Annotated in this window: 20 protein-coding genes; 5 read left to right on the top strand and 15 right to left on the bottom strand. The window is 67.3% G+C overall.

Annotated elements, in window-relative coordinates:
* Window positions 1–59 precede the first annotated feature (59 nt).
* The 3 genes from ACTRWB_RS17770 to ACTRWB_RS17780 all read left to right on the top strand — a co-directional run bounded on the left by ACTRWB_RS17770 (window position 60) and on the right by ACTRWB_RS17780 (window position 3,884).
* Window positions 60–1,580, top strand: a complete 1,521-nt coding sequence (locus ACTRWB_RS17770) for a diguanylate cyclase (protein WP_446902690.1) — start codon at window positions 60–62, stop codon at window positions 1,578–1,580.
* A 255-nt stretch (window positions 1,581–1,835) separates the two neighbouring features.
* Complete coding sequence (locus ACTRWB_RS17775) at window positions 1,836–3,422, top strand: methyl-accepting chemotaxis protein (RefSeq protein ID WP_446902691.1); 1,587 nt, start codon at window positions 1,836–1,838, stop codon at window positions 3,420–3,422.
* Window positions 3,423–3,614: 192 nt separating this feature from the next.
* On the top strand, window positions 3,615–3,884 hold the full coding sequence (locus ACTRWB_RS17780; RefSeq protein WP_446902773.1) for a hypothetical protein: 270 nt from the start codon (window positions 3,615–3,617) through the stop codon (window positions 3,882–3,884).
* 4 nt (window positions 3,885–3,888) lie between these two features.
* On the opposite strand, the gene ACTRWB_RS17785 is transcribed toward ACTRWB_RS17780, so the two are convergent.
* From ACTRWB_RS17785 to xylA, 8 genes are all read right to left on the bottom strand, one after another.
* Complete coding sequence (locus tag ACTRWB_RS17785) at window positions 3,889–6,240, bottom strand: WD40/YVTN/BNR-like repeat-containing protein (RefSeq protein ID WP_446902692.1); 2,352 nt, start codon at window positions 6,238–6,240, stop codon at window positions 3,889–3,891.
* A gap of 199 nt (window positions 6,241–6,439) precedes the next feature.
* Window positions 6,440–8,719 carry a LamG-like jellyroll fold domain-containing protein gene (locus ACTRWB_RS17790; RefSeq protein ID WP_446902693.1) on the bottom strand — a complete coding sequence of 760 codons (2,280 nt, stop codon included), beginning with the start codon at window positions 8,717–8,719 and terminating at the stop codon, window positions 6,440–6,442.
* 515 nt (window positions 8,720–9,234) lie between these two features.
* Window positions 9,235–9,543: a hypothetical protein gene (locus ACTRWB_RS17795; RefSeq protein ID WP_446902694.1), complete on the bottom strand. Its 309-nt coding sequence runs from the start codon at window positions 9,541–9,543 to the stop codon at window positions 9,235–9,237.
* Between the two features lie 58 nt (window positions 9,544–9,601).
* Window positions 9,602–10,813 carry a sugar ABC transporter permease gene (locus ACTRWB_RS17800; RefSeq protein ID WP_446902695.1) on the bottom strand — a complete coding sequence of 404 codons (1,212 nt, stop codon included), beginning with the start codon at window positions 10,811–10,813 and terminating at the stop codon, window positions 9,602–9,604.
* Window positions 10,810–12,369: a D-xylose ABC transporter ATP-binding protein gene (gene xylG / locus ACTRWB_RS17805; protein WP_446902696.1), complete on the bottom strand. Its 1,560-nt coding sequence runs from the start codon at window positions 12,367–12,369 to the stop codon at window positions 10,810–10,812. The genes ACTRWB_RS17800 and xylG overlap by 4 nt, the downstream gene beginning before the upstream one ends.
* A gap of 60 nt (window positions 12,370–12,429) precedes the next feature.
* On the bottom strand, window positions 12,430–13,458 hold the full coding sequence (xylF, locus tag ACTRWB_RS17810) for a D-xylose ABC transporter substrate-binding protein (RefSeq protein ID WP_446902697.1): 1,029 nt from the start codon (window positions 13,456–13,458) through the stop codon (window positions 12,430–12,432).
* A 92-nt stretch (window positions 13,459–13,550) separates the two neighbouring features.
* Entirely contained in the window at window positions 13,551–15,041 is a 1,491-nt protein-coding gene (gene xylB, locus ACTRWB_RS17815; protein WP_446902698.1) for a xylulokinase, read from the bottom strand.
* Window positions 15,042–15,045: 4 nt separating this feature from the next.
* A complete protein-coding gene (gene xylA, locus ACTRWB_RS17820; RefSeq protein ID WP_446902699.1) occupies window positions 15,046–16,368 on the bottom strand; it encodes a xylose isomerase in 1,323 nt (440 codons plus the stop codon).
* 273 nt (window positions 16,369–16,641) lie between these two features.
* Between xylA and ACTRWB_RS17825 the strand changes: the two genes are divergently transcribed.
* Both ACTRWB_RS17825 and ACTRWB_RS17830 read left to right on the top strand, forming a co-directional pair.
* Entirely contained in the window at window positions 16,642–17,835 is a 1,194-nt protein-coding gene (locus tag ACTRWB_RS17825; RefSeq protein ID WP_446902700.1) for a XylR family transcriptional regulator, read from the top strand.
* A 27-nt stretch (window positions 17,836–17,862) separates the two neighbouring features.
* On the top strand, window positions 17,863–18,951 hold the full coding sequence (locus tag ACTRWB_RS17830) for an aldose epimerase family protein (RefSeq protein WP_446902701.1): 1,089 nt from the start codon (window positions 17,863–17,865) through the stop codon (window positions 18,949–18,951).
* 97 nt (window positions 18,952–19,048) lie between these two features.
* Here ACTRWB_RS17830 and yjfF read toward each other — a convergent pair whose 3' ends face one another.
* From yjfF to ACTRWB_RS17865, 7 genes are all read right to left on the bottom strand, one after another.
* Window positions 19,049–20,137, bottom strand: a complete 1,089-nt coding sequence (gene yjfF, locus ACTRWB_RS17835) for a galactofuranose ABC transporter, permease protein YjfF (protein ID WP_446902702.1) — start codon at window positions 20,135–20,137, stop codon at window positions 19,049–19,051.
* Window positions 20,134–21,174: an ABC transporter permease gene (locus tag ACTRWB_RS17840; RefSeq protein WP_446902703.1), complete on the bottom strand. Its 1,041-nt coding sequence runs from the start codon at window positions 21,172–21,174 to the stop codon at window positions 20,134–20,136. The genes yjfF and ACTRWB_RS17840 overlap by 4 nt, the downstream gene beginning before the upstream one ends.
* On the bottom strand, window positions 21,171–22,685 hold the full coding sequence (locus ACTRWB_RS17845) for a sugar ABC transporter ATP-binding protein (protein WP_446902704.1): 1,515 nt from the start codon (window positions 22,683–22,685) through the stop codon (window positions 21,171–21,173). Before ACTRWB_RS17845 ends, ACTRWB_RS17840 begins: the two co-directional genes overlap by 4 nt.
* Before the next feature lie 61 nt (window positions 22,686–22,746).
* On the bottom strand, window positions 22,747–23,709 hold the full coding sequence (locus ACTRWB_RS17850) for an ABC transporter substrate-binding protein (RefSeq protein ID WP_446902705.1): 963 nt from the start codon (window positions 23,707–23,709) through the stop codon (window positions 22,747–22,749).
* Window positions 23,710–24,138: 429 nt separating this feature from the next.
* On the bottom strand, window positions 24,139–24,984 hold the full coding sequence (locus ACTRWB_RS17855; protein WP_193102533.1) for a pirin family protein: 846 nt from the start codon (window positions 24,982–24,984) through the stop codon (window positions 24,139–24,141).
* 36 nt (window positions 24,985–25,020) lie between these two features.
* Window positions 25,021–25,626: an FMN-dependent NADH-azoreductase gene (locus ACTRWB_RS17860; protein WP_446902706.1), complete on the bottom strand. Its 606-nt coding sequence runs from the start codon at window positions 25,624–25,626 to the stop codon at window positions 25,021–25,023.
* Window positions 25,627–25,645: 19 nt separating this feature from the next.
* Window positions 25,646–26,224: a YceI family protein gene (locus ACTRWB_RS17865; RefSeq protein WP_446902707.1), complete on the bottom strand. Its 579-nt coding sequence runs from the start codon at window positions 26,222–26,224 to the stop codon at window positions 25,646–25,648.
* Window positions 26,225–26,265 lie beyond the last annotated feature (41 nt).

Here is a 26,265-nt window from a genome sequence, read left to right on the forward strand (position 1 = left end):
AACCCGGATTTCAGCGCAGCCTCGGTCATCGCACCGGGCGTTCCCTACGAGCGCGTAGCATGTCCGCATCCACTTGCATCGAAAAAATCGCCGACTGGGCAGGACGAAACCATCTTGTCGTCGGCGCGCTGGGCACACTGATGGCGCTCGCTGCGCTGAGCATCAGCGCCATGACGCTCTGGGCCACGAGAAGCGGTGTCGTCGAGCATGCGCACGAAACCTCCCGCAACGTCGCCGCCGTGCTGGTCAGCGAGATCGCGCGCACCGTCGAAACGTCCAACAACGCATTGATCGCGCTCGCATCCGATCTCGGCAAGCCGGAGGTCCGGCGCATGGATGCCCAGCTGCGGCACGACCTGCTGTTCCAGCGCGCGGCCGCGCAGTACGTGACCGGCATGGGCGTGACGGACCAGTCCGGCCGCCTGATCGACGGATGTTGCGGCCCGTCTCACCGTTGGGACTTCAGCGATCGCGACTACTTCAAGGTGCATCGCGACGCGGCGAACGTCGGCCTTTACGTATCGGAGGCCTATCGCGCACGATCGCGCGGCGGCAAGGAGTCCATCGCGCTGTCGCGGCGCATCGAACGGCCGGACCATACCTTCAACGGTATCGCGGTCGTCGCCATCGACCTCGCCTATTTCGATCAGCTGCTGTCCCGACTGAACGTCGGGCCGAACGGCATCAGCGCGATCCTGCGCGCGGACGGCACCATCCTCGCCAGAAATCCGCCGCTGAGCGACCACCAGATGGTCCGCCTGCGCCGATCGAGAGCCTTCGATCGCATGCTGAACCAGGACTCGGGGTTCTATGCGGCCTACTCGCGTATCGACGGCACCTTGCGGCTGTATACATTCCAGCGCGTGCCCGGCACGCCGCTGATTGCCGTCGTCGCGCCGGCCGAGCGCGACGTGCTGGCCGGCTTCACGCGCATGTCATGGTCGGTCGGCGTGTCGGCATCGTTCATCTGCGCACTCTTCTGCGCCGTCGTCTGGCTGCTCGCGTTCGCGCTGCGGGACAATCTTCGCAAGCAGACACTGCTGACCGATCTCACGCGCACCGATCCGCTCACGGGCCTGCACAACCGCCGCGCGCTCGATGTCGCGCTGGCCGACGAATGGGAACGCATCCAGCGCAGCAACGACGGCAGCCTGTCCGTGCTGTTCATCGATGCCGACCACTTCAAGCAGTACAACGACCGATACGGGCATGCGCAGGGCGACACGGCGCTCAGGTTCCTGGCCGAATGCATCCGCACCCACACGCGGCGGCGCGGCGATCTTGCCGCGCGCTACGGCGGCGAAGAATTCGTCGCGGTGCTGCCGGACACGGATGAAAGCGGCGCCGCGAAGGTCGCGGAGGCGATCCGCCAGGAAGTGGAACGCAACCGGCTCGCCGAGTTTGCCGAGACGGTTCCCGCTTTCACGGTGAGCATCGGGTACGCGACCGGTCATCGCGCACACCCGGCGTCCGTCGATGCGCTCACGCATCAAGCGGATCTTGCGTTGTATGCGGCGAAGCGACAGGGTAGAAACCGCGTGTGCCGCGGAGAGACGGAACCGCTCGCGCTTGCGGTTTGAGGAGCGCATCGATCGACGATCTCATGGTCCGCCGGACGGATCGTGACAGTTTCATTACCCTGCAGATTCAAGAATCACGCACTCCATAACGTCTGACGTAAACACCTCTCCCGAGAACGCTCCGAATTGCGCGTTCTCGACCATTGCGAGTTTCACCCCCGCAAACGATTGCATTTCTTCGACACCCTAAATTCTTCTGAAACCAACCCGATAATAAGGAACGCTACTCAATATCGACGCAACGGGGCATGACAGATGGATAACAGACAATTAATGGTGCGTACCAAACTCACCCTTACATTCGGCCTTCTGACATGCGTGGTGCTGCTCGTTTCGTTCCTCGGCGTCGTATCGCTCAGCAACGCGAACGCGGTGTTCGCGAGCTACGTCAACGGTATCAACGCTCGCGCGGAACTGGCGGCCAAGGTCCGAGTCGCCGTCGATCGGCGCGCCATCGCGGCGCGTAACCTGGTGCTCGTGACAACGCCGCACGACATCGAGATCGAGAAGGAAGCCGCGCTGCAGGCCGACCGCGATGTCGGCACACGGCTCGCCGCACTTAGGACCGCCGTCGGCGAAGGCAGCGACGCAACCGACCAGGCGCGCGAGCTGGTGCGGAAAATCGACCAGGTCGAGGCCAGGTATGGCCCGGTGGCACGGGCCATCGTCGACGCCGCACTGAACAACCGGCGCGACCAGGCCATCACGATGATGAACGAACAATGCCGACCGCTTCTGGCGCAACTGGTCGACGCATCGCAGGCCTATATCGTGTACACGCGCGAACGCGCCGTGCAGATGGTGAAAGAGTCGGAAGACCGTTACGCGGCCCGGCGGGCGCTGCTCATCGTCATCTGTATCGCCGCCGTCGCGGGCGCGGTGGCGGCGGGCGTCATCATCGTGCGAGGGCTCACGCGTTCGCTCGGCACGGAGCCCGCCACTCTCAGCGACATCGCGCGTCGCATCGCCAGCGGCGATCTCGCCGCCGGGTCCGCCACCGTCGACGCACCGCGCGGCAGCGTGCTGGCTTCCATGCGCGAAATGCAGGCCAATCTGGTGCGTCTGATTTCGCAGGTCCGCATTGCGTCCGGCAATGTCGCGACAGGCGCGAGCGAAATCGCGTCCGGCAACCAGGATCTGTCGTCGCGTACGGAACAGCAGGCCGCATCGCTGCAGGAGACCGCCTCCAGCATGGAAGAATTGACGTCCACCGTGCGACTGAACGCCGACAATGCGCAGCAGGCGAGCTCGCTGGCCAATAACGCATCGGAAGTCGCCCAGCGCGGCAGCGCCGCGGTCGGCCTGGTGGTCGAAACGATGACGGGCATCAGCGACAGCTCGACGAAAATCGCCGAGATCACCGGGATGATCGAAGGGATTGCGTTCCAGACGAACATCCTCGCGCTCAACGCGGCCGTGGAGGCGGCGCGCGCGGGCGAACAAGGCCGCGGCTTCGCGGTCGTGGCCAGCGAAGTGAGAAGCCTCGCGCAACGTTCGTCGACCGCCGCGAAGGAAATCCGGCAACTGATCACGCAATCGGTCCAGAAGATTCAGGATGGCTCGCGTCTCGCGAACAATGCGGGCGACACCATGAACCAGGTGACGCAGGCGGTGGCACGCGTGACGGACATCATGGGCGAGATCGCCGCGGCATCGGACGAGCAGAGCCGCGGCATCGCGCAGGTCGGCCTGGCCATCACGCAAATGGATGAAGTCACGCAACAGAATGCGGCGCTCGTCGAAGAAGCCGCCGCCGCATCGAGGTCGCTCGAGGAACAGGGAAGCCAGCTTGCCGAGTCGGTGTCCCTGTTCCGGCTGGAAGCCGGCGCATCGCACGCGTAGCCGCGTCGACGCGTCACGCCATTCGTGACGCACACATTGCTTTCGATACTCGATCTGTTTAGGAAAGCAAACTAGACACCATTCTCCGAAGGCGGGACGGTCTCGATCGCGCCGCATGACGTTAAACAGTTCCGCAACCAGCGCGTAACGATCGGCCACCACAATGCGCCATCTTCTACTCTCAGGATGGAGATGCCGTTCGCGGTCAGCTGCGTCGATGCGAAACTGGGCCAGACTGTCGCCGCGACGCGTGGCGAGGACCTGTACGACTGGGTCGCGGGCGTCGCGCGGCAGAACAACTTAGGTGGGCTGTGGGACAACTACGCCGTGCGCGGATTAGCCGGCGACGGGACGGTCGCCGACATCTCCCGCATTGCTGCCGCGATGCACGCTCCGCGCATAGCGCAGCGGGCCTCGACACCTATCGTGTCGAGGCCCGCTGCAGTCACGATGTCGAGATGATCGATCAGGTTGACGAAGTACCGTACACAATGCCGCGACCGCTGTTCGGCGACACGTAGACGGTGCCGAACGTCCGCGGGTCACCGACCACCAATGCGTAGCCGCCCCACTGATGCTGCGCATCGTTGATCTGCACCCAGGTCGCGCCCTGGTCGATGGAACGGAACAGCGCGATCACGCCATTGACCGTGCCCGCCAGATAGATGGCCGGATAGCTCGCGCCCGGCGCCGCCTTGCCGAAACCGACCGAGATCGCCGACGTGACGACGCCCGGCTGGAACGCGTCCCAGGTCCAGCCCGAATTGCTGCTGCGATAGAGGCCGGACGACGTCGCCAGCCAGATCTGCCCCTGGATGCCGGTCACCGTCGACGCCTTCCCGTTGGCGGGCAGGCCCTTGGCGGACATCTGCCACGTCGCGCCCTGGTCGCCGCTGCCGTAGAACACGCCGTTCGTGCCATCCCACGCATAGAGCAGGTTGGCGTTGAGCCCATCCGACAGCACCTGGACGCCGACCGGCAGCGGCGTGTTCGTCCACGCCCCCACGCACGGGTTCCAGCTCGCGCCGTTGTTGGTCGAGTAGACCGGCGCCACGTCGGACGGCGCCCACACGATCGCGCGCCCGTCCGCGGACAGGGCCACCGTGCCGGCCCCCTTGGACGAGCCGGCCTGGTTGGCGAAGGCCGTCCATGTCGTGCCGCCGTCCTGCGAAACCGCGCCGAACGCACTGCCGCCCGCCACGCCGGTCCCGACCAGCACCATCTTCGCGGGAGCGTTTCGGGCGAAATCGACACCCGTGCCGTTGCCGCCGTTGATGTTCCCCGCCGACCGCTTCGGTGCCTGGGTCAGATCGGTATGCACGAACCCGCCTATGTCGCCGAGGCCGCTGATGAGCGGAGCGCCTGCCGTCGGCGACGCCAGCGCGAGCACGGCGGTTTCCTCCACGCCATTGGCGCCGATGGTCCAGCGGGTCGGCAGGCCGCGATCGGCGTCGGTCAGGTTGGTCGTGCTCCAGATGGTCGCGCCGGTCGAATAGAACGCGTGGTCGATGTTCGACGGATCGATCATGACCTGCCCCCAGTTGCCGAACCCGGCCTGCGCGTTGCCATCCGTCAACCAGGGCGCCAGGCTGGCGTCCCGCACTGCTTGCGCGCCGACGTCCGTCCACGTCTTGCCGCCGTCGCCCGTGCGATACATCGTGTCGCTCGGCCACCAGTGATCCATCGTCATGACGACTGCGACGCCCGGGTTCCACGGATCGACCGCCAGACCGCTGAAACCCGACGGGTAGCTGCTCGCCGCAGTCGGCGTGATGTTCTCCCACGTGCCGGCATCGACACTGTACTTCCACACCTGGCCGGCCGTCATGCTGTTGGGGCCCGCGACGTTGCCATACGTGACATACAGGTTGCGGTCGGGCCCGATCAGGCCACGCTGCGGCATCATCGGGCTCGCCGGGCCGCCCGCGACCGCGTTCCACGTCACGCCGCCGTCACCGCTGCGATACAGGGTTGACACCGCCGTGCCGGTCGACACGCCAGCGAACAGGATCTGGCTCGGCGAACCGTTGCCGCCGGAGCGCGGATCGAATGCGACGAACGCGACGCCGGCGCCCGTATCGTCGCTCGACAGCGCATTGAAGCCGCTCACCCTCGCCCACGTCTGGCCGCTGTCGGCGCTCTTCCACAGGCCGTTGGCGGCCGGTTGCGAACTGGCGTTCGAGCTGCCGTAGAACAGCGTCGACCCATGATTCGGATCGACCTGCAGCCGTTCACCGACCTGCCGCCCGTCCTGGTTGCCGCCGACCCGCAGGCCCAACGGATAGGACGTGAAGGTCGCGCCGCGATCCGACGATACGAGCACGGCGCCGTTCTGGGCCCACCAGCTGGTATAGAGGCCGACGACCATGTAAAGCATGTTCGGATTGCCCGGATCGACGGCGATGCTCTCGATCCCCATCCAGTGCGAGGTCGACGGCGGCGTCCAGTCGTTCAGCGGAATCCAGGTACTGCTCGTCGCGTCGTAGCGATACGCGCCGCCGATATCGGTGCGCGCATAAATGAGCCCGCCTTCCCACGGATGCGCGACGAGGCCCGACACATAACCGCCGGCGACGACCCGCACGTTGCCCCACGTGTAGGCGGGCTGTGCTGCCGCGCCGCCGAGGCCGGCAGCAGCGGCCTTGACCGAGGCCGCCAGCGGGCCGCCGCCGTCTGCTCCGCCGCAGGCGGAAAGCAAGGTTGCGGCGCCGAGACCGCCCATGCTCAGCAGAAAGTGTCGTCGGGCGTTGCTTTCGATGCGGCTGTCCGCCGCTTGATGTTCGGCCGGCTCGCATGCCGGCACATTTTTCTGATCCATGAAACCACTCCTCATGTCGTTGTTGATGAACGCAGGCCGGCGGAGAACGAATGGCGCCGGCCGCGCGACAAACGCAGCGCCAGCCCGACACGAGCACGACAGAACGACAGGACAACGAATCGATATCGGTCGCCACGCGACGCGCGTGCTTGCGCTGCCGATACGGGCCGCCATGGCGGCCCGCATGCTCGCGCCGCCGTTACGTGGCCAGCGCCGCGATCTCGCTATCGCTCAACGCGCGCGAGTACACGCGAAAATCCTGGATGCGGCCGTTGAACGACGGATGCACCGCATCGCGGCCAAGCAGGCTCAATCCGTCGCCAACCTGGCGCGGCGACAGCAGGATCTGGTCGCTGCTGCCGGCGACCTGGCCGTCGATGTACAGCTTCGCGGTGTTGCCCTGCAGCGTGACCGCCACATGCGTCCAGCGGCCCGTGGGCAATGCGATGCCTGCATCGACGAACTGCTCGTCGTCGAAGCTGGCGGCGGCGATCCCGAAACGCAGATGCCCGCCGACCGCTTGCGGGACGATCCGCATATAGGCGATGTTGTCGGTCCCGCTGAAGAACAGGCAGCTGTCCCAATGGAGCGAGTTCGCATACACCCACATTCCCGCAGTGAAATCGCTCAGTTGACCGAACAACCCGGAAGGAAGCTGCAGATATGCTTGTTGACCGTCGAATGCGACGGCCTTGCCCGAAAGCCGCCCTGCTCCCCACGCCGCACCTTGCCCGAGTGTGCCGGCGACGCGCTGGCGCGTGCCGTCGCCCGCGAAACTCCAGCCGACGGCCGTGGCGCCGCTCCCGTCGTCCAGCCCCATCGACAATTGCATCTCGCCTGGAACCGCCACCCGCAACGAAGCCGAGGCCACGGTGCCCTGACTGGCCGCGCCAATGGCTTCAACCCGGTAGAACCAGACACCGCTTGGCGGCGTATCGGTAAAGGTCAGCACGTCGCCTGCCGCCACCGCGCCGAGATCCGAGAACGAACCGTCCGCGACGGTGCTGCGCTTGATCCGGTACGACGCGGCGCCTACGCTGCCCCACCACGACAGGACAACACGCCCGCCCGTGCTGGCCGCGGACAGCCCGCCCGGCGCCTTCATCGCCCCCGCATACGGCGGCAGGCGATGCGTGAGCGTCCCGAACACCATGTCGTCGCTGTTGCCGGACCAGTAGTTCTGTTCGGTCTTCGCGACGATCTTCGTGACGTTCGGCGCATCGATGCCCATGCGATTGACGTAGTGGTTGTAGAGCGGCTCCCAGCAGCCGCGCATGCTTTGATAAGACTGGTTGTTGGCCGCGGTGAACACACCCAGCGAGCTCCATTGACGCGCAAACGGCATCACGTAAGGCTTGCCGGCCGCATCGAGCAGGTTGGACTTCGCGACGTATTCCGCACCGGCCAGGAACCGGTTGTTGTCGAAGCCGTACAGGTCTTCGCCCTGCTTCCACGCCATCTCGCACAGCGCGCCGCACAGCGACATGCCCAGCGTTGCGTGCCCCTGATCGCGCCCGCTCTCCTGCCATTGGCCGAAGTAGCCCGGATGCATGAAGTACACGCTGTGCGCCGACGCGCCGTTGCCGAAGGTCGCGCGGAAGTCGCCGAGGTTGTTCGCCTTGTAGTAGTCGATCGCCTGCTGATAAAGATCGGCCCGATCGCAAAACACGCCGATGGCGAACGTGCCGCACAGCGCGGCCAGATCCCAGTTCGCAAACGAGCCGAGGTGCTGGCCCTTGGTGCTGGTGTCGGTCAGCCACCCCGACGCGAGGCCCGCGAACACCGTCAGCAGCATGTTCTGGAAGCGGGCGATGGCGTCCGGCGCCCATTTGGAATACGTCCGCATGAGCTCGCCAACGTTTGCCCATTGGTGCCCCTGAATGCCCGCGATCAGGAAACCGGTCCAGTCTTCCGGCGCAGTGGAGCCATCCGGTCGGGTCCACACCCGCTTCAGCTCGGCCGACCACGCATCGAGCGTCGCCACCGCGAGATCCGCATAACGATCGTCTTGCGAGATCTTCCAGCGCAGCGCACAGCAATACGCGCGCTGGATGTCCCGGTACATCGCGTAGACGCTGCGGTCGGAGCGATACACGGCGCTGCGCGCGCTCGGCTTGCCGTTGAGATCCGTTGCGGGACTCGCGCACAGCGTGGTCCACCAGCTCGACCACGGCTGTTCCCCTGCCTTGATGCAGTCGCGAATGCGTGTGAAGTCCGCTTCGTCGAGCAGCAGCCCGGGATGGTTGAAACGCGCGGGCGTCGCGGCGGTACCGGATGCCGGCGCAGCCGCGACGCTCGGCGCGGGACTGACCGGCATCGCCGTGGCGACCTTCGCCGCGACACTGCCATCACCGCCTCCGCCGCATGCGGGCAACAACGTGACGGCCCCGAGCCCTGCCACGAATCGCCGTCTTGAACGGCTGTCGACCTCCGCGCCCGTATCGAATATCGATTCGCCCGCGCTGCTTCCTGCTTCCATGTTTCCCGACCTCGTAATCGTTGACTTTAGTATGTGTTGGACCACGGCGACACCGGCCGGCAGGCACGGCGGCACCGCGAATCACGGAGGCTCGCAAGCGCCCATGACATGCGGATGACTTGCACGCCAAATCGGATTCGCACGGCGAAAAAGCCGCCGGCGGAATTATCCGTATACCTGAGTAACTTTCCAGTACAAAAATATTCTGACGTGGATTCGACCGATCGGTCGACGCGCCAACCCAACCGAACGCGCCGGTTCGACATCGCATGCTTCGTCTCGAGGCATGCGTGCAATGCATGCGTTCCCCCGGCGGTTGCCCGCCGAAGATCGCTTTTACCGAAAATTCCGCAACGCGTTCGTCGATCGCGCGCACCGATCCATGCCGACGTGCGAAGCAGTCGAGCAACGGAGAATCGTCCGAAGAAAGGAAAGGAAAAAGTTCGCGCGGGATGCGCGAAATGGCGCCGGTAATGGCGCGTACAGGCCAGCGCGCAGAAAGCGCCGCTCGCGCGTCAGCGCGCGCCGACGCGGGCGGCCTCGTTCATCGCGTCGCCGTATCGCTCCGCTCGCTCGACGATACGCGCCAGCCGAATGATGTCGGTCAGCGCGAAATCGCTCGCGTCGGGCCGCGGACGATCGTGCTCGTCCGCGAGACGCAATGCGAACGCGAGGGCTTCCGAGCGCTCGCGCAACAGCGTGCGCAGCGCATCCGCGATGATCCGGCGATCGCGCGGATTATCCAGCCCGAGCGCGAGCCCGGGATCGTGTTCGACGTCCGGTTTCGCGAGCGGCGCGACCGCCAGCGTTGAGATACCGGGCATGGGCACCGTGTTCCGCTTCATGTCTGCCTCTCTCGTTGACTGACGACCGGGCGCCGCGTCAGCGCCGGTTCGAGCGCGACACCACGTCGATCCACACCGCCAGCACCAACACCGCGCCCTTGACGATCATCTGCCAGTACGCGTCGACGTCCAGCATCGACATGCCGTTGTCGAGGCTCGCCATCACGAGCGCACCGATCAGCGCGCCGTAGACGGTGCCCGACCCGCCGCGCATCGACGTCCCGCCGATGAAGCATGCGGCGATCGCGTCGAGCTCGCCCATCGTGCCCGCCGAAGGCGAGCCGGCCGCGAGGCGCGCGGTGTTCACGATGCCGGCGAACGCGCACATCAGCCCCATCAGCGCGAAGATCGCGAGCTTCACGCGATCGGTATCGACGCCCGACAGCCGCGTCGCCTCGAGATTCGACCCGACCGCATAGATGCGCCGGCCGAACACGGTCTGCGTCGCGATCCACGAGAAGATGCCGAGCAGCGCGAGCAGCAGCAGCACCGGCACCGGAATGCCGCCGTAGCGGTCGAGCGTCGCGACGAACGCGAACAGCACCGCGCCCGCGCCCGCGATCTTCACGGCGTCCTGCCACACCGGTGCGACGGCGAGCCGGTAGCGGCGCCGCGTGCCGCGCTGTCGCACGACCAGCAGCACGACGAGCGCGAACAGCAGCAGCGCGAGACCGTCCCCCGCCATGCGCGGCAGATAACCCTGCCCGAGGAACACGAAGCCGTCCGACACGGGCGCGATCGTCGAGCCGCCCGTCACGCCGAGCAGGATCCCGCGAAACGCGAGCATCCCGCCCAGCCCGACGATGAACGACGGCACGCGCCGGTAGGTCGACCACCAGCCGTTGAAGAGCCCGACCAGCACGCCGAGCGCGAGCACGGTCGGCACCGTCGCGGCAAGCGGCCAGTGGCGGTTCACGTCGAGAATCGCCGCGACGCCGCCGAGCAGCCCGAGCAGCGAACCGACCGACAGGTCGATCTCGCCCGCGATGATTACGAACACCATCCCGCACGCGAGCATGCCGGTGATCGACATCTGCCGCAGCAGGTTCGACACGTTGCGCGGCGTGACGAACGCGCCGTCGGTCAGCACCGAGAAGAACGCCCAGATCGCCACGACCGCGAACAGCAGCGCAAGCACCTTGTAGCGCACGAAAATCTGGCGAAGCGGACGGCCAGTTGGACGGCCAGTTGGACGGCGCGTGTCGGCGTCCGGCGTCGCGGCGGTAGAGGAGGAAAGTTCGGAATTCATGTCGTGCTCGTTGCGGTGGGTTCGGTCGGCAGCCGGCCGGGTTTCAGCGCGGCGCCAAGAATCTGTTCCTGCGTCAGACCGTCGTTGACGAAATCGCCGCGCAGCTCGCCCTCGCCGATCACCAGTACGCGATCGGCAAGCCCGAGCACCTCGGGCATTTCCGACGACACGACGATCAGCGCGACGCCGCGCTTCGCGAGCGCGAACACGAGCCGGTAGATCTCGGCCTTCGCGCCCACGTCGACGCCGCGGGTCGGCTCGTCGAGAATCAGCACCTGCGGCTCGGCCAGCAGCATCTTGGCGAGCACCGCCTTCTGCTGGTTGCCGCCGGACAGGCTCGAGATCGGCAGGAACGGGTGCGCGGCGCGCACCGACAGCCGCTGCATCTCGGTGCGGATTGCATCCAGTTCGGCTGCCGCGTCGATCCGCCCGCGCGCCGCGAAGCGCCGCAGCACCGCCAGCGTGATGTTGTGGCCGACGCCGAGCTGCGGCACGATGCCGTGGCGCTTGCGATCCTCGGGCACCATCGCGATGCCCGCGCGAATCGCGTCGGCAGGCGAGCGGATCGTGAGCGGCCGGCCGTTCATCAGCACGGTCGCCGTGCACGCGCCCGGATACGCGCCGAAGATCGCCTGCATCAGCTCGGTGCGGCCCGCGCCGACGAGCCCGGCGACGCCGAGAATCTCGCCGCGCCGCACGCTGAACGACACGTCGTCGACCCGCTTGCGGCGCGGGTTCGTCATGTCGCGACAGGTCACATTGCGCGCTTCCAGCACGACGTCGCCGATCTCGTGCGGCTCGCGCGGATACAGGTCGCGGATCTCGCGGCCGACCATCATCGCGATGATCCGGTCGGTCGTCAGCGCGCGCATCGGTTCGGTCGCGACATGGCGGCCGTCGCGGATCACGGTCACCGTGTCGCACACGGCCTCGACCTCGTCGAGCTTGTGCGAGATGTACACGCACGCGACGCCGCGACGCTTCAGGTCGCGCACGATGTCGAGCAGGATCCGCGTCTCCGCGGCGCTCAGCGACGACGACGGCTCGTCGAGGATCAGCAGCTTCGCGCGCTTGTTCAGCGCCTTCGCGATCTCGATCAGTTGCTGGTGCCCGCCGCCGTAGTTCATCACCGGCTGCGCGACGTTGATCGAGTCGATCCGCAACTCGTGCAGCAGTGCCTCGGCACGCTGGACCATCGCCGCGTAGTGCATGCGTCCGCCCGGCAGCGTGATCTCGTTGCCGAGGAAGATGTTCTCGGCGACCGACAGTTCGGGCACGAGCATCAATTCCTGGTGGATGATCACGATGCCCGCGCGCTCGGTGTCGCGCACGCCGGACGCGACGAGCGGCGCGCCTTCCCAGCGGATCTCGCCGTCCCACGTACCGTGCGAATAAACGCCCGACAGCACCTTCATCAGCGTCGATTTGCCCGCGCCGTTCTCGCCGCACAGCCCCACGCACTCGCCCGGCCGCACCATCAGGTCGATGCCGTCGAGCGCTTTCACGTCGTCGAAATCCTTGACGATGCCGCGCATCGTCAGCAAGGGTTCGGTCATTCGCTCATGCCTCGCAGTATGCGCGCGGACGCCCCGGTGGGCCGCCCGCGCGCCGCGCCGTTACTGGCTCGCCAGCTGCGCCTGGGTATAGAAGCCGTCCTTCACGACGATGTCGACGTTGCGCTTGGTCAGGAGCGTCGGCTGCAGCAGCACCGTGTCGACCTTCTTCTTGCCGTTGTCGTATTGCGCGTTGAAGGCGGGCTTCGTGCCCTTCGCGAGGTCCACCGCGAGCTTGGCCGCTTCGCTCGCGATCAGCTTGAGCGGCTTGTAGACGGTCATCGTCTGCGTGCCGGCGATCACGCGCTTGACCGCCGCGAGGTCCGCGTCCTGCCCGGACACCGGCACCTTGCCGGCCAGATGCTGCGCGGCGAGCGCCTGGATCGCGCCGCCCGCGGTGCCGTCGTTCGACGCGACGATCGCATCGATCTTGTTGTTGTTCGCGGTCAGCGCATCCTCGACGATCCGCAGCGCGGTCGACGCACTCCATTCCGGCACCCACTGCTGGCCGACGAGCTTGATGTCGCCACGATCGATCGCCGGCTTCAGCACCTTCAGCTGTCCTTCGCGCAGCATCTTCGCGTTGTTGTCGGTCGGCGCGCCGCCGAGCAGGAAATAGTTGCCCTTCGGCTTCGCGTCGTAGACGCCCTGCGCCTGCAGCTCGCCGACCTTCTCATTGTCGAACGAGATATACGCATCGACGTCGGCGTCGAGGATCAGCCGGTCGTACGACACGACCTTGATGCCCGCCTTGCGCGCTTCGGCGACGACGTTGCCGAGCGTCTTCGAATTGAACGGCACGATCACGATCACATCCACGCCGCGCGAGATCAGGTTCTCGATCTGCGAGATCTGCCGCTCCTCGCTCGCGTCCGCGGACTGCACGGACACTTTCGCGCCGAGCTTCGTGGCGGCGGCCACGAAGTAGTCGCGATCGCGCGACCAGCGCTCGACCCGCAGGTCGTCGATGCAGAAGCCGATCTCCGGCTTGTCCTTGCTCGCATGCGCGAGCGGCGCGCCCAGCGTGAGGGCCGCCAGCGTGGCAGCGCCTGCCAGCGCGTTCAATACGGTACGACGCTTCATTGATTGCATGTCTCCGCTCCTCTATTTATTGGACCACTCCACGAACGCCGGGCCGCCGCCGAAGCAGGTCGCCCATCGTCTTGCCACCGCACGGCAAGGCTTCATGCGGTGTGACCCGCACCTGCCGCAAACACCGGTTCGAGCGCGCGATACAGCGCGCGAAACGTCGGCCGCCTCACGTCGCGATACCACGCGTGGCGCGCCATGTCGGGCTCGCGCACGGTCACCACGGGCGGCTGCGGGCACACCGCGTCGAGCGGCGCATCCGGTTCGAGCGCGAGACGCGCGAGCCGCGCGGCGCCGAGCGCCGGGCCGACTTCACCGCCCGCGCGCAAGGTCAGCGCGCGGCCGCTCAGGTCGGCGAGCATCTGCGTCCAGTACGCACTGCGCGAGCCGCCGCCGATGACCGTGATGCCGTCGGGCGCGAGCCCGGCCGCATGCAGCGCGTCGATCCCGTCGAGCAGCGCGAAGCCGACGCCCTCGAGCGTCGCGTTCGCGAGATCCGCGCGCTGCGTGTCGGGCGTCAGCCCGTAGAACACGCCTTTCGCATTCACGTCGTTGTGCGGCGTGCGCTCGCCGCTCAGATAAGGCAGGAACCACGGACGATCCGCGCGCGCGTTCGCCTCGGCATCGGCGAGCAGCGCCGCAACGCCGTCGTAGCCGGCCAGTTGCGCGGTGAAATCGACGCAGCCGGCCGCATTCAGCATCACCGACATCAGGTGCCAGGTGCGCGGCAATGCGTGACAGAAGCTGTGGACCGCCGATTCCGGATTCGCGCGAAAACCGTCCGACACCGCGAAATACACGCCCGACGTGCCGAGCGACAGCAGCGCATCGCCGGGCCGCACGATGCCGACGCCGACCGCACCGGCCGCGTTGTCGCCGCCGCCCGCGACGACCGGAATATCGCGCAGCCCCAGCGCACGCGCGACCGCCGGCTGCAGCGTGCCGGTGATGCGGTTGCCCTCGAACACGGCGGGCACCTGTGCGCGCGACAGCCCGCACGCGGCGAGCAGCGTGTCGCCGTAGTCGCGCTTCGCAACATCGAGCCACAGCGTGCCGGCGGCATCCGACGGATCGGTCGCGAACACGCCGGTCAGCCGGTAGCGCAGATAATCCTTCGGCAACAGCACGTGAGCGATGCGCGCGAACACGTCCGGCTCGTGCCGGCGCACCCACAACAGCTTCGGCGCGGTGAAACCCGGCATCGCGAGGTTGCCCGCGACCGCGCGCAGCGTGGGCGCCAGCCGCTCGAGTTCCGCGCACTCGGCATCCGCGCGGCCGTCGTTCCACAGGATCGCGGGGCGCAGCACATCACCGCGCGCATCGAGCAGCGTCGCGCCGTGCATCTGCCCGGTCAGGCCGAGCGCATCGATGTCGCGCGGATCGATGCCGGCCGCGCGTGCGTCGGTGACGAGCGCCGCCAGCGTGCCGCATGCCGCGTCCCACCAGTCGCGCGGCGCCTGTTCGGACCAGCGCGGCCGCGGCCGGCTCACCGCCAGCGGCCGGCTCGCGCTGGCGCGCACCGCCCCGTCGCGGTCGAGCAGCACGGCCTTCACGCCTGACGTGCCGAGATCGAGTCCGATATACATGGTGTCAGCGCAGCCCGTAGATCGCTTGGTTCACGATGTTCTCGAGCCGCTCCTGCGCGCCGCTTGCATGCTGCGGGCTCACGCCGCGCGCGAGCGCGTCGGCGGCGAGCGACTCCAGCGTGTAGCCGCCCGACAGGATCTCGCGGCCGAATGCGCTGTCCCACTGCGCGTAGCGCTGCCGGCGCAGCGCGTCGAGCCGGTCGTTCTCGACCAGCACGGCCGCGCGCTCGACGGCCAGCGCGAGCACGTCGATCGCGCCGACATGGCCGTAGAACAGGTCTTCCGGATCGACGCTCTGGCGGCGCACCTTCGCGTCGAAGTTCATGCCGCCGGTGGTGAAGCCGCCGTGGCGCAGGATCTCGTAGAACGCGAGGGTCAGCTCCTCGACGCTGTTCGGGAACTGGTCGGTGTCCCAGCCGTTCTGCGCATCGCCGCGATTCGCATCGACGCTGCCGAACACATCGAGCGCGAACGCGTTCGCGATCTCGTGATGAAACGAGTGACCGGCGAGCGTCGCGTGGTTCGCTTCGATATTCACGCGGATCTCGTTCTGCAATCCGTATTGCGTGAGGAAACCGTGCACGGTCGCGACGTCGTAGTCGTACTGGTGCTTGGTCGGCTCCTGCGGCTTGGGCTCGATCAGCAGCGCGCCGCTGAAGCCGATCCGGTGCTTGTGCTCGACGACCATCGACAGGAAGCGGGCGAACTGCTCGCGCTCGCGCACGAGATCGGTATTGAGCAGCGTCTCGTACCCTTCGCGGCCGCCCCACAGCACGTAGTTCTCGCCGCCGAGCCGATGCGTCGCGTCGAGCGCGTGGCGCACCTGGGTGGCCGCCCACGCGAATACGTCGGGGTTCGGGTTGGTCGCCGCGCCCGCCGCGAAGCGCGGATGCGAGAACAGGTTCGCGGTGCCCCACAGCAGCCGAACGCCCGTCGCCTGCTGACGCTCGCCCAGGTAGTCGGTCATCCGCGCGAAGTTCTCGACGTACTCGCGCAGGCTATCGCCCTCCGGCGACACGTCGGTGTCGTGGAACGTATAGAACGGCGTGCCGAGCTTCGTGAAGAACTCGAATGCCGCATCGGCCTTCTGCCGCGCCCGCTCGAGCGGGTCGCCCGGCTGCTGCCATGGCCGCCGGAACGCGCCCTGGCCGAAGATATCGTGGCCGGGCCACACGAACGTGTGCCAGTAGCACACCGCGATCCGCAGGTGCTCCTCGAGCGTCTTGCCGAGCACCTGTTTCGTGCGGTCGTAATACCGATAGGCCAGCGGGTTGTCCGACTGCGGACCTTCGTAGCGAATCGCGGGAATATGTTCGAAATACGACATGGCGTCTCCGTCCGGTTTCTTGTTGCAGTGCGGCGCGCATCGCGGTGGCGTGCGAGCCGAATTCGATCTGGCTGGATCGTGCCCGCACGCCCTCGCACCCGCAATTGCGAAATTGCGCAGCACGCTTAACGATTCTTGCCAGTGCGCTGCGCACGGCACGCGTTCCGTCCTACAATCGCCGGACACCAGACAGATCAGACAGCCGCGCGGCCTGGCCCGCGCGCCCGGAGACAACGACGCGACGCCATGGTCGGCGCGCGCTTCGAGACCGAGATGAATCGCGCCCCTTCCACCCAGACGCCGCACCGCATCGCGCTGCTGTTCAACGCCAACAAGGTCTACGACCGCGAGATCATCAGCGGCATCGGCCAGTACCTGCGCTCGACGCGCGTGGTCTGGGACCTGTTCCTCGAAGACGACTTCCGCTGCCGGCTCGCCGGCATCGAGCGCTTCGACGGTGACGGCATCATCGCGGACTTCGACGATCCGGCCGTCGCCGACGCGCTCGCCGGCTCGCCGCTGCCGATCGTCGCGGTCGGCTCGTCTTACGAGGATCCGGCGCAGTATCCGGACGACGTGCCGTATATCGCGACCGACAACGCGAAGCTCGTGTCGCTCGCGTACACGCACCTGATCGGCGCCGGGCTGCCGCACTTCGCGATGTACAGCCTGCCCGTCGCGCAGGAGAACCGCTGGGCGCAGCAGCGCGAACGCGCGTTCGAGCGGCTCTCGCACGCGGACGGCGCCGATGCGGCGATCTACCGCGGGCTGTCGACGAGCGCGTCGGGGTGGAACCACGCGATCGAGCAGTTGATCGGCTGGCTTCATGCGCTGCCGAAGCCTGTCGGCATCATTGCGGTGACCGACGCGCGCGCGCGGCACCTGCTGCAGGCGTGCCTGATCGCCGGCCTCGCAGTGCCGGAACAGGTCGCGATCATCGGCATCGACAACGACCCGCTCACACGCACGCTTACGCGCATTCCGCTGTCGTCCGTGATCCAGGGCACCGAGGAAATGGGTCGTACCGCCGCGCACCTGCTGCACCAGATGCTGCGCGGCGCGCGTTTTCCCGACCGGCGGATTCTCGTGCCGCCCGTCGGGATCAACGTGCTCGAATCGACCCGCCACCAGCCGCTCACGAGTCCGTACGTGATGCGCGCACGCCACTTCATTCGCCAGTACGCGTGCCAGGGCATCAAGACCGAGCAGGTGGCGGACTACGTCGGCGTGTCGCGCTCGCTGCTCGAAGAACACTTCCGGCGCGAACTGCAGCGCACCGTGCACCAGGAAATCCTGCGCCACAAACTCGAATCAGCGCAGGCGCTGCTCGCGGGCCGGCAGGCGTCCAGCGCCGAGGTCGCGATCCGCTGCGGGTTCACGTCGCTCCAATACATGTACGCGGTGTTCCGGCGCGAGCTGGGCTGCACACCGCGCGAATACCAGGAACGCGCGGTCGCCGCGCACTGAAGCTCGCCGTTCACCTCGAATCCACCCATGCACATCGATACCGATTCCCCCCGCCTGACGCCCGGCGTCGCCCGCGTGTCCTCCGAGCCGTGGGGCACGCTGCCCGACGGCGAACCGGTGCGGCGCTACACGCTGCGCAACACGCACGGGATGCGCGTCGTCGTCAGCGATCTCGGCGCGACCGTCGTGTCGTGGCTCGCGCCCGACCGCACCGGACGCTTCGCCGATATCGTGCTCGCGCACGACACGCCCGCGGAATATCTCGAATCGGGTGTCTACCTCGGCGCGACGATCGGCCGTTGGGCGAACCGGATCGCCGGCGCGCGCTTCACGCTCGACGGGGTCGACTACTCGCTCGATCGCAACGAGAACGACAACCTGCTGCACGGCGGCGCGAGCGGTTTTCACCGCCAGCGCTGGGAAGTCGTCGACGACTGCGGCGGGCTGACGCTGCGGCTCGATTCGCCGGAAGGCGACGCGGGTTTTCCGGGCAACGTGAGCGTGCTGGTTCGCTACACGCTCGACGACGACGGCACGCTGACGATCGACTACACCGGCGTCACCGACGCACGCACGCCGCTCAACCTGACGAATCACAGCTATTTCAATCTCAGCGGCCGCGCGGGCAGCGACGTGCGCGGCCACGTGCTGAGCATCGACGCCGACGCGTTCCTCGAAGTCGACGACGCGCTGATCCCGACCGGCACCGCCGATGTGACCGGCACGGCCTTCGACTTTCGGCAGAGCGCGCCGCTAGGCGCACGCCTCGACTGGCCGCATGCGCAACTCGCGCGGGCGCACGGCTTCGATCACTGCTTCGTGCTGCGCGACGGCGCACGCGCGGTCCGGCCCGTCGCCGGCATCTACGATCCGGAAAGCGGCCGCGAACTGGTCGTATCGACCGATCAGCGCGGCCTGCAACTCTATACGGGCAACTATCTCGACGACGTGCGCGTGAGCGGCGGCACGCGTTGCGCGCGACACGCGGCGTTGTGCGTCGAAGCCGGTGGCTTTCCGGATCAGGTCAACATGGCCGACCTGTGCGACGACGTCATCCTGCAGCCGGGCGCCGTCTATCGGCAGACCACGCTGTACCGGGTAGCCGTTCGCGCGTAACGCACGCGGTGGCCGCCTTCGACAGGCATTCGCGACAAGCACCGGTCGCGCCGCTGCGCCGTCGTTCGGCACGGCGCAGCGCGCGTCGCGCGATCCACTACACGCGGCGCATCGTCGAGACGAGCGCCGCGTCCTCGCCGGGCTCGGCCGGCCGCGCGTGCGCGGTGTCGCGCTTCGGTCGTTGCGGGTCGAGCCCCGTGCCACCGGTACGCCGCCGCGCCGCATGCCGCTCGATGACCCGCTGCAGCACGCAGAACACGCACAGCAGCGCGCCGATCACGATCCGCGTCCACCACGAGCTCAACGTACCGTCGAACGTGATCAGCACCTGGATCGTGCCGAGGATACCGACGCCGAACACCGAGCCGATCACGTAACCCACGCCGCCCGTGAGCAACGTGCCGCCGATCACGGTCGCGGCGATCGCGTCGAGCTCCATCCCCTGCGCCTGCAATCCGTAGCCCGACAACACGTACAGCGTGAACACCACGCCGCCGAGCGCCGAACACAGCCCGCTCAACGCATAGACACCAATCTTGGTGCGCGCGACCGGCAGCCCCATCAGCAGCGCCGAGCGCTCATTGCCGCCGATCGCGTACACGTTGCGGCCGAAGCGCGTGAAATGCGCGACGTAGATCGCGACGGCCAGCGTCACGAGCGCGACCAGTGCACCCGCGCTCAGCGTGCCGCCGCCGACCGGCACGCTGATACCCGCGATCGCATGAAACGTCGGTTCGTTGATCGTGATCGACTGCGTCGTGATCAGGAAGCACGCGCCGCGCGCGAGAAACATCCCGGCCAGCGTGACGATGAACGGCTGCAGCCGGAAATAATGGATCAACGCACCCATCGCCGCGCCGTACAGCGCGCCGAACGCCAGCACCAGCGGCACGATCACCCACACGGGCCAGTGCAGCCGCTCGGCGCCGACCGCGCAGAATATCGTTGTCAGCGCAACGACTGAGCCGACCGACAGGTCGATGCCGCCCAACACGATCACGAACGTCATCCCGATCGCGACGATCAGCAGGAACGCGTTGTCGACGAACAGCCCGGTCAGCACCTGCATCGAGAAGAATCCCGTGTACATCACGGACCCGAAACCGAACAGCGCGGCGAACAGCACGATCGTCACGACGATCGGCAGTGTGCGCGGGTCGGCGAGCCGGCCAAGGAATCGGTTCATCGCGGTGTCGCTCCGGGAGTGGCGCGCGAACGCGCGAAAGGCAGCAGCCGCGACGCGTGCCGGACGACGAGCGCACGCGCCGCGTCCGACTGGATCAGCGTCACGACGATCACGACGACCGCCTTGACGACCAGCGTCGCCTCCGGTGGCACGCCGATCGAATAGGTCGTGTAGGTCAAGGTCTGGATGATCAGCGCGCCGAGCACCGAACCGGCCAGACTGAAGCGGCCGCCGAGCAGCGACGTGCCGCCGAGCGTCACCGCGAGGATCGCGTCGAGTTCGAGCAGCAGCCCCGCGTTGTTGCCGTCGGCGCTGCGCACGTTCGAGCTCGCGAGGATGCCGGCGAGTGCCGACATCGCGCCGGAACACAGATACACGCCGAACACGACCGCGCCCGAGCGCAGCCCGACGAGCCGCGTCGCGACCGGGTTCACGCCGATCGCGCGGATGAACAGCCCGAGCGCCGTGCGGTTCACCAGCAGCGCGGTCGCGGCGATCGTCGCGACCGCGATCCACACCGAGCACGGCACCGTCGCCAGATACCCGCCGCCGAGCGCGAGGTAGCCGGGCGCGCCGATCGGAATGATCTGGCCGCCCGTCAGCAGTTGCGCGACGCCGCGTCCGGCCACCATCAGGATCAGCGTCGCGATGATCGGCTGCATCCCGACGAACGCGACCAGCAGGCCGTTCCATGCGCCCGCGAGCAGCCCGACGCCGAGCGCCGCGGCCAGCGCCACGCCGACCCGCGACGGGTCCGCATCGAGCACGATCGCCGCGGCCGCACCGGCGATCGCGACGATCGCGCCTACGGAAATGTCGATCCCGCGCGTCGCGATCACGAGCGTCATGCCGAGCGACACGATCACGAGCGGTGCCGCACGGTTCAGGATGTCGATCGGCGCGCCGAACAGGTGGCCGTCGAGCAGTGAAATCGCCAGGAAGCCCGGACGATGCGCGACGTCGAGCGCGAACAGCAGCGCGAGCGTCAGCACCGGCCACGCAAGCGGATGACGAAACAGCGTGCGCACACGCATCATGACTGGCCTCCCGCGATCAGCCGGTAAACCTGCTCTTCGGACGCGTCGGCGCCGGTCAGTTCGGCGACCTTGCGCCGGTCGCGCAGCACCGCGATCCGGTGGCTCACGCGCACGACCTCGCCGATCTCCGACGAGATGAACAGGATCGCGAGCCCGGTCGCGCACAGCGCGAGCACGCGCTCCATGATGTCGAACTTCGCGGCGACGTCGATGCCGCGGGTCGGCTCGTCGAGAATCAGCAGCTTCGGATCGGTCGCGAGCCAGCGCGCGAGCAGCACCTTCTGCTGGTTGCCGCCCGACAGCAGCCCGATCGGCTGCTCCGCGTCTCGCGCCTTGATGCCGAGCCGCGCGATATACGTGTCGGCGATCTCGCGCTGGCGCGCGCGTCCGATCAGCCGCCACCAGCCGCGCCGCGCCTGCAGCGCGAGGATGATGTTCTCGCGAATCGACAGCGCGGCGACGATGCCCTCCTTCTTGCGGTCTTCCGGGCAATACGCGATCCCGTGCCGGACCGCATCATGCGGCGACGCGAGCCGCTTGCGCGTGCCGTCGATCTCGATCGCGCCGGTGTCGGTGCGCTCCGCGGCGAACGCGAGTTGCGCGGTTTCGGTGCGCCCCGAGCCGAGCAGCCCGGCCAGCCCGACGATCTCGCCGGGCCGCACGTCGAGATCGAGCGGGCTCATCATCCCGCGCCGGCCGACCTGCTGCAGCGACAGGAACGGCGCGGCCGTGCCGGCGGTCCGCTCGACCGCGGCGGCGCCCGCCTGTAGCGTGTCGGACATCCGTTCGCGGCCCGTCATCTTCGCGACCAGCGTGTCGACCGGCAGTTCGCGCGCCAGATATTCGCCTTCGCGCTCGCCATTGCGCATCACGGTGATCCGGTCGGACACCGCGTAGGTCTGCTCGAGGAAATGCGTGACGAACAGGATCGCGATGCCCGACGCCTTCAGCCGGCGCAGCACGTCGAACAGCCGCGCGACCTCGCCGTCGTCGAGGCTCGACGTCGGTTCGTCGAGAATCAGCACACGCGCATCGACCGACACCGCGCGCGCGATCGCGACCATCTGCTGCACCGCGATCGGATACGCGTCGAGCGAGCGCGTGACGTCGAGCGACAGGTCGAGTTCGGCCAGCGCGGCGCGCGCCCGTGCATGGATCGCGTTCCAGTCGATCGCGCCGCGCCGCATCGGCTGCCGGCCCGCGAAGATGTTCTCCGCGACCGACAGGTTCGCGCACAGGTTCACTTCCTGATAGAGCGTCTGGATCCCGGCCGCCTCGGCCTCGCGCGGCGCGGCGAAGCGCACCACCTCGCCGCCGACGCGAATCTCGCCCGCATCGTGCGCATGCACGCCGGTGAGCACGTTGATCAGCGTCGACTTGCCCGCGCCGTTCTGGCCCATCAGCGCATGGATCTCGCCCGGAAACAGCCGGAAGCTCACGCGCTGCAGCGCGCTGACGCCCGGAAACGACTTGTCGATGTCGATCATCTCGACCACCGGCGGATTCGTCATCAACCCTCCATCGAAGCGGTTGCCGGCGGCGGCAACGACGCCGCCGCCCATGCGGGCCAGGTCAGTATTTGCGGGTCGGCATCACCTGCGCCGCGACGTTCATCGGGAACACCGTCTCGTTCGTCACGATGCGCTTGGGCAACTGCTTGCCGGCGACGACGTCCTTCACCGCGCTCATCAGTTGCGGGCCGAGCAGCGGGCTGCATTCGACGTCGACGTTGATCTTGCCGGCGACCATCGCCTGGAAGCCGCCCTTGGTCGCATCGAACGACACGACGCTCACGTCCTTGCCGGGGTTGATGCCGGCCTCTTCCATCGCCTGGATCGCGCCGAGCGCCATGTCGTCGTTGTGCGCATAGACGACGTTGATCTGCTTGCCGTAGGTCTTCGCGAACGCTTCCATCACCTGCTTGCCGCCGGCGAGCGTGAAGTCGCCGCTCTGCGACGCGATCACCTTGAATTTCGGATTGTTCTTGATCACTTCGAGCAGGCCCGCGCGGCGATCGTTGGCCGGTGCCGAGCCGACCGTGCCCTGCAGCTCGACGATGTTGATCGGACCCGCGTCGTTCTTGTAGTGCTCTTCCATCCAGTGGCCGGCGCGGCGCCCTTCCTCGAGAAAGTCCGAGCCGATCATCGTCACGTACAGCGACGGATCCTTCACGTCGACGCCGCGGTCGGTCAGGATCACCGGGATGTGCGCGGCCTTCGCCTCGGTCAGCACCGGCTCCCAGCCCGACTCGACGACCGGCGAGAATGCGATCACGTCGACCTTCTGCGCGATGAACGAGCGGATCGCGCGGATCTGGTTCTCCTGCTTCTGCTGCGCGTCCGAGAATTTCAGGTTGATGCCGGCGTCCTTCGCCGCGCCCTTCACCGACACGGTGTTCGCGGTGCGCCACGCGCTCTCGGCGCCTACTTGCGAGAACCCGAGCGTGATCGGCTTTTGCTGGGCGAACGCGCTCGGCGCCAGTACCGTCGCCGCGGCGACGATCGCACCGGCCGCCAGCTTCCTGATGAATGTCATGGTCCGTCTCCGATGATGTCGTTGTATTCCGCGGCGCTGTTCTGGTTCTGCTTGGCGCAAACGCGGTTCGGGGCGGCGCCGGCCGGTGCGTCCGTCCGGCCCGGTCTGCATGCCCCGCATCAGTCTAGGAACAAGTCCGATAACCTTCCAATGAAATCTTGGATGGGAGCGATACCGATATCGGCATACGTATAAACACTGATGCGCGGGGAAGCCCGGCGTGGCGGCAGTGCCGGGCACGCGGCGTCACGATTCCGTGAACGGAATGACGGCAGGCGGCGGCAGAAAGGGAGATTGGGGTCTGCTTCGGATTCAGGGGGAGGCGGCGGACGGTACGATCATCGGCATGCCCACGCACAGCACGACGAGGGCAAGCCAGCGCTTGCCCTCGTCGATGCCCTGCGTCGTCATGAAACGGCGTCTGCCGGATCAGCGCAATGCACCCTTGGCGCGCAGTTCGTGGCCGATGCGCACGATTTCACGCTCGCCCTCCACCAGCGCGGCCGCGCTCGTGTGCACCGAGTAGTTGCCCAGATGGAGATCGTGCGGATGCGGGATGGCCGTGCCGACCACGAAGCGCACGTCGGTCACAGCGTCGAATTCGATGGCGGCGTCGGACGGGTCGAACACCGCCAGCTCGCCCTGCCCGACCGGGTCCGGCGTAAGCAGGCTGCCATCCATCACGGCCGTCCAGCCGACCCGCGCGCCCTGCTGCGGCTGACAGGTCCAGCGCTCGCCGGCCTTGAGGGTCACGACGAAGTAGTTGATGCCCGGCGGCGCATCGATCGGGCTGACCGCGTCGCCGCTGCGGCCGAGCAGCACGCGCGCCGGGCCGTCCGACGGGATGTCGTCGATCGACAGGTGCTGGCTGAACGCCGGCGCCAGCTCGCGCCCGGGCGGCAGCGCGACCCACAACTGGAACGCCTTGACCGGCGGCACGACGGTGCCCGTGTGCCAGACGCCGCGCCCGGCGCTCATCCATTCGATGTCGCCCGCCTCCATCGTGCCTGCGTGGCCGGTGGATTCGGCGTAGGTGCCGCGTCCGTCGATCGCGAGCGTCAGCGTCGCGATCCCCGAATGCGGATGCCAGCCGAAGGCCGGCTGCCCCAGCGGCGCCTGCGTATCGATCAGGTCGAGAAAGACGAACGGCTTGATCATCTCGCCAACGTCGGACGGGCTCGCCATCCGGACGACCGGCCCGTGCGCGTGGCCGCGCGTACGGAACACGACGTGACGCTCGGCGACGGCGACTGCGGGTTGCGTGGCATTCGACATGGTGGTTCTCCAGTAGCTGGTATCCGGCGCGTTGCGTCAGGCCGCGAGCGCAGCCGCCGCTTCCTTCGCCGATGCGATGGCGCCGCTGCGCTTGTCCTGCCCCATCGCCACGCCTTCCGCGCGAATGAACGTGATGTCCGTGATGCCGAGGAAGCCGAACGCCGCTTTCAGATAGGTTTCCTGATGATCGAACGCGGCCGCCGGCGAGCCTTCGCTGTACACGCCACCGCGCGACGACGCGACGACCAGCTTCTTGCCGACGCACAGGCCGATCGGCCCGTTCTCGCCGTAGCGAAACGTCTTGCCGGCGACGGAGATGCGGTCGATCCACGCCTTCAGTTGCGACGCAATGCCGAAGTTGTACATCGGTGCGCCGACGACCACGATGTCGGCCGCGATAAATTCGTCGAGCGCGCGCTGGCCGATCTCGACGTCCGCCTTCAGCGCGTCGTCGATCGGCGCGCCTTGCGCGGCGGCAAGGTGGTCGGCCGTCAGATGGCCGATCGGCGTCGCGGCGAGATCGAGGCGCGTCACCGTGAGGCCCGGGTTGCGGCCACGGAAAGTCGCGACGGCTTCCGCCGACAGCTCACGGCTGACCGAGCCTTGGCCGAGGATGCTGGAATCGATATGCAGCAGTTTCATGAGGGTTCTCCGAAAGGGCTTATTGCTTGAGGGCTTCGGCCGTGATCAGCAGGCGCGTCTTCATGCTGAAGCCGTACGTCTTGCCGAAATCGACGCCGAACTCGCTGCGATCGAACTCGCCCACCGCATCGACGCCGCACACTTCGCGCTTGAGCATCGGATGCGGCATGCACTTGAACGAATCGATCTTCAGCGTCAGCGGCCGCGTCACGCCATGCATCGTGAGATTGCCGACGACCGTCGCCGGCTTGTCGCCGTTGAACGTGATCGCACCCTTGTAGGTCGCGTCCGGGAACTTCGACGCATCGAAGAACTGGTTCGATTGCAGGTCCTGGTCGAGCTTCGTGCTGCCCGTATGCACCGACGCAATGGCGGTCGTCACTTCGACGGTGCCCGTCTTGGCGGCACGATCGAGCGTCACGGTGCCGCTCGATTTGTCGAACTTGCCGCGCCAGACCGACAGGCCGCCGATGTGATCGGCTTCGAAGCTCGGGTACGTATGGTCCGGATCGAGCTGATACGTCGACGCGGCCGCGAATGCGGAAAACGACAGCGATGCGGCGAGTGCGCCCGCCGCGATCGTCAGATGCTTGTTCAATTCAATCTCCTTGGGACGTCAGGTGTTCGTCTGTAGCGTGA

The sequence above is a fragment of the Burkholderia sp. YIM B11467 genome, from assembly GCF_052952715.1.

Excerpts from the sequence above, each read along its gene's own strand:
- ACTRWB_RS17860 (WP_446902706.1), bottom strand. The coding sequence starts at position 25,626 with ATGAAACTGCTGCATATCGATTCCAGCATCCTCGGCCAAGGCTCGGTC.
- yjfF (WP_446902702.1), bottom strand. The coding sequence starts at position 20,137 with ATGAACCGATTCCTTGGCCGGCTCGCCGACCCGCGCACACTGCCGATC.
- ACTRWB_RS17850 (WP_446902705.1), bottom strand. The coding sequence starts at position 23,709 with ATGACATTCATCAGGAAGCTGGCGGCCGGTGCGATCGTCGCCGCGGCG.
- ACTRWB_RS17770 (WP_446902690.1), top strand. The coding sequence starts at position 60 with ATGTCCGCATCCACTTGCATCGAAAAAATCGCCGACTGGGCAGGACGA.
- ACTRWB_RS17845 (WP_446902704.1), bottom strand. The coding sequence starts at position 22,685 with ATGACGAATCCGCCGGTGGTCGAGATGATCGACATCGACAAGTCGTTT.
- xylF (WP_446902697.1), bottom strand. The coding sequence starts at position 13,458 with ATGCAATCAATGAAGCGTCGTACCGTATTGAACGCGCTGGCAGGCGCT.
- ACTRWB_RS17780 (WP_446902773.1), top strand. The coding sequence starts at position 3,615 with ATGCCGTTCGCGGTCAGCTGCGTCGATGCGAAACTGGGCCAGACTGTC.
- ACTRWB_RS17825 (WP_446902700.1), top strand. The coding sequence starts at position 16,642 with ATGAATCGCGCCCCTTCCACCCAGACGCCGCACCGCATCGCGCTGCTG.
- ACTRWB_RS17830 (WP_446902701.1), top strand. The coding sequence starts at position 17,863 with ATGCACATCGATACCGATTCCCCCCGCCTGACGCCCGGCGTCGCCCGC.
- xylG (WP_446902696.1), bottom strand. The coding sequence starts at position 12,369 with ATGACCGAACCCTTGCTGACGATGCGCGGCATCGTCAAGGATTTCGAC.
- ACTRWB_RS17785 (WP_446902692.1), bottom strand. The coding sequence starts at position 6,240 with ATGGATCAGAAAAATGTGCCGGCATGCGAGCCGGCCGAACATCAAGCG.
- xylA (WP_446902699.1), bottom strand. The coding sequence starts at position 16,368 with ATGTCGTATTTCGAACATATTCCCGCGATTCGCTACGAAGGTCCGCAG.
- ACTRWB_RS17795 (WP_446902694.1), bottom strand. The coding sequence starts at position 9,543 with ATGCCCGGTATCTCAACGCTGGCGGTCGCGCCGCTCGCGAAACCGGAC.
- ACTRWB_RS17800 (WP_446902695.1), bottom strand. The coding sequence starts at position 10,813 with ATGAATTCCGAACTTTCCTCCTCTACCGCCGCGACGCCGGACGCCGAC.
- xylB (WP_446902698.1), bottom strand. The coding sequence starts at position 15,041 with ATGTATATCGGACTCGATCTCGGCACGTCAGGCGTGAAGGCCGTGCTG.
- ACTRWB_RS17840 (WP_446902703.1), bottom strand. The coding sequence starts at position 21,174 with ATGATGCGTGTGCGCACGCTGTTTCGTCATCCGCTTGCGTGGCCGGTG.
- ACTRWB_RS17775 (WP_446902691.1), top strand. The coding sequence starts at position 1,836 with ATGGATAACAGACAATTAATGGTGCGTACCAAACTCACCCTTACATTC.
- ACTRWB_RS17790 (WP_446902693.1), bottom strand. The coding sequence starts at position 8,719 with ATGGAAGCAGGAAGCAGCGCGGGCGAATCGATATTCGATACGGGCGCG.
- ACTRWB_RS17855 (WP_193102533.1), bottom strand. The coding sequence starts at position 24,984 with ATGTCGAATGCCACGCAACCCGCAGTCGCCGTCGCCGAGCGTCACGTC.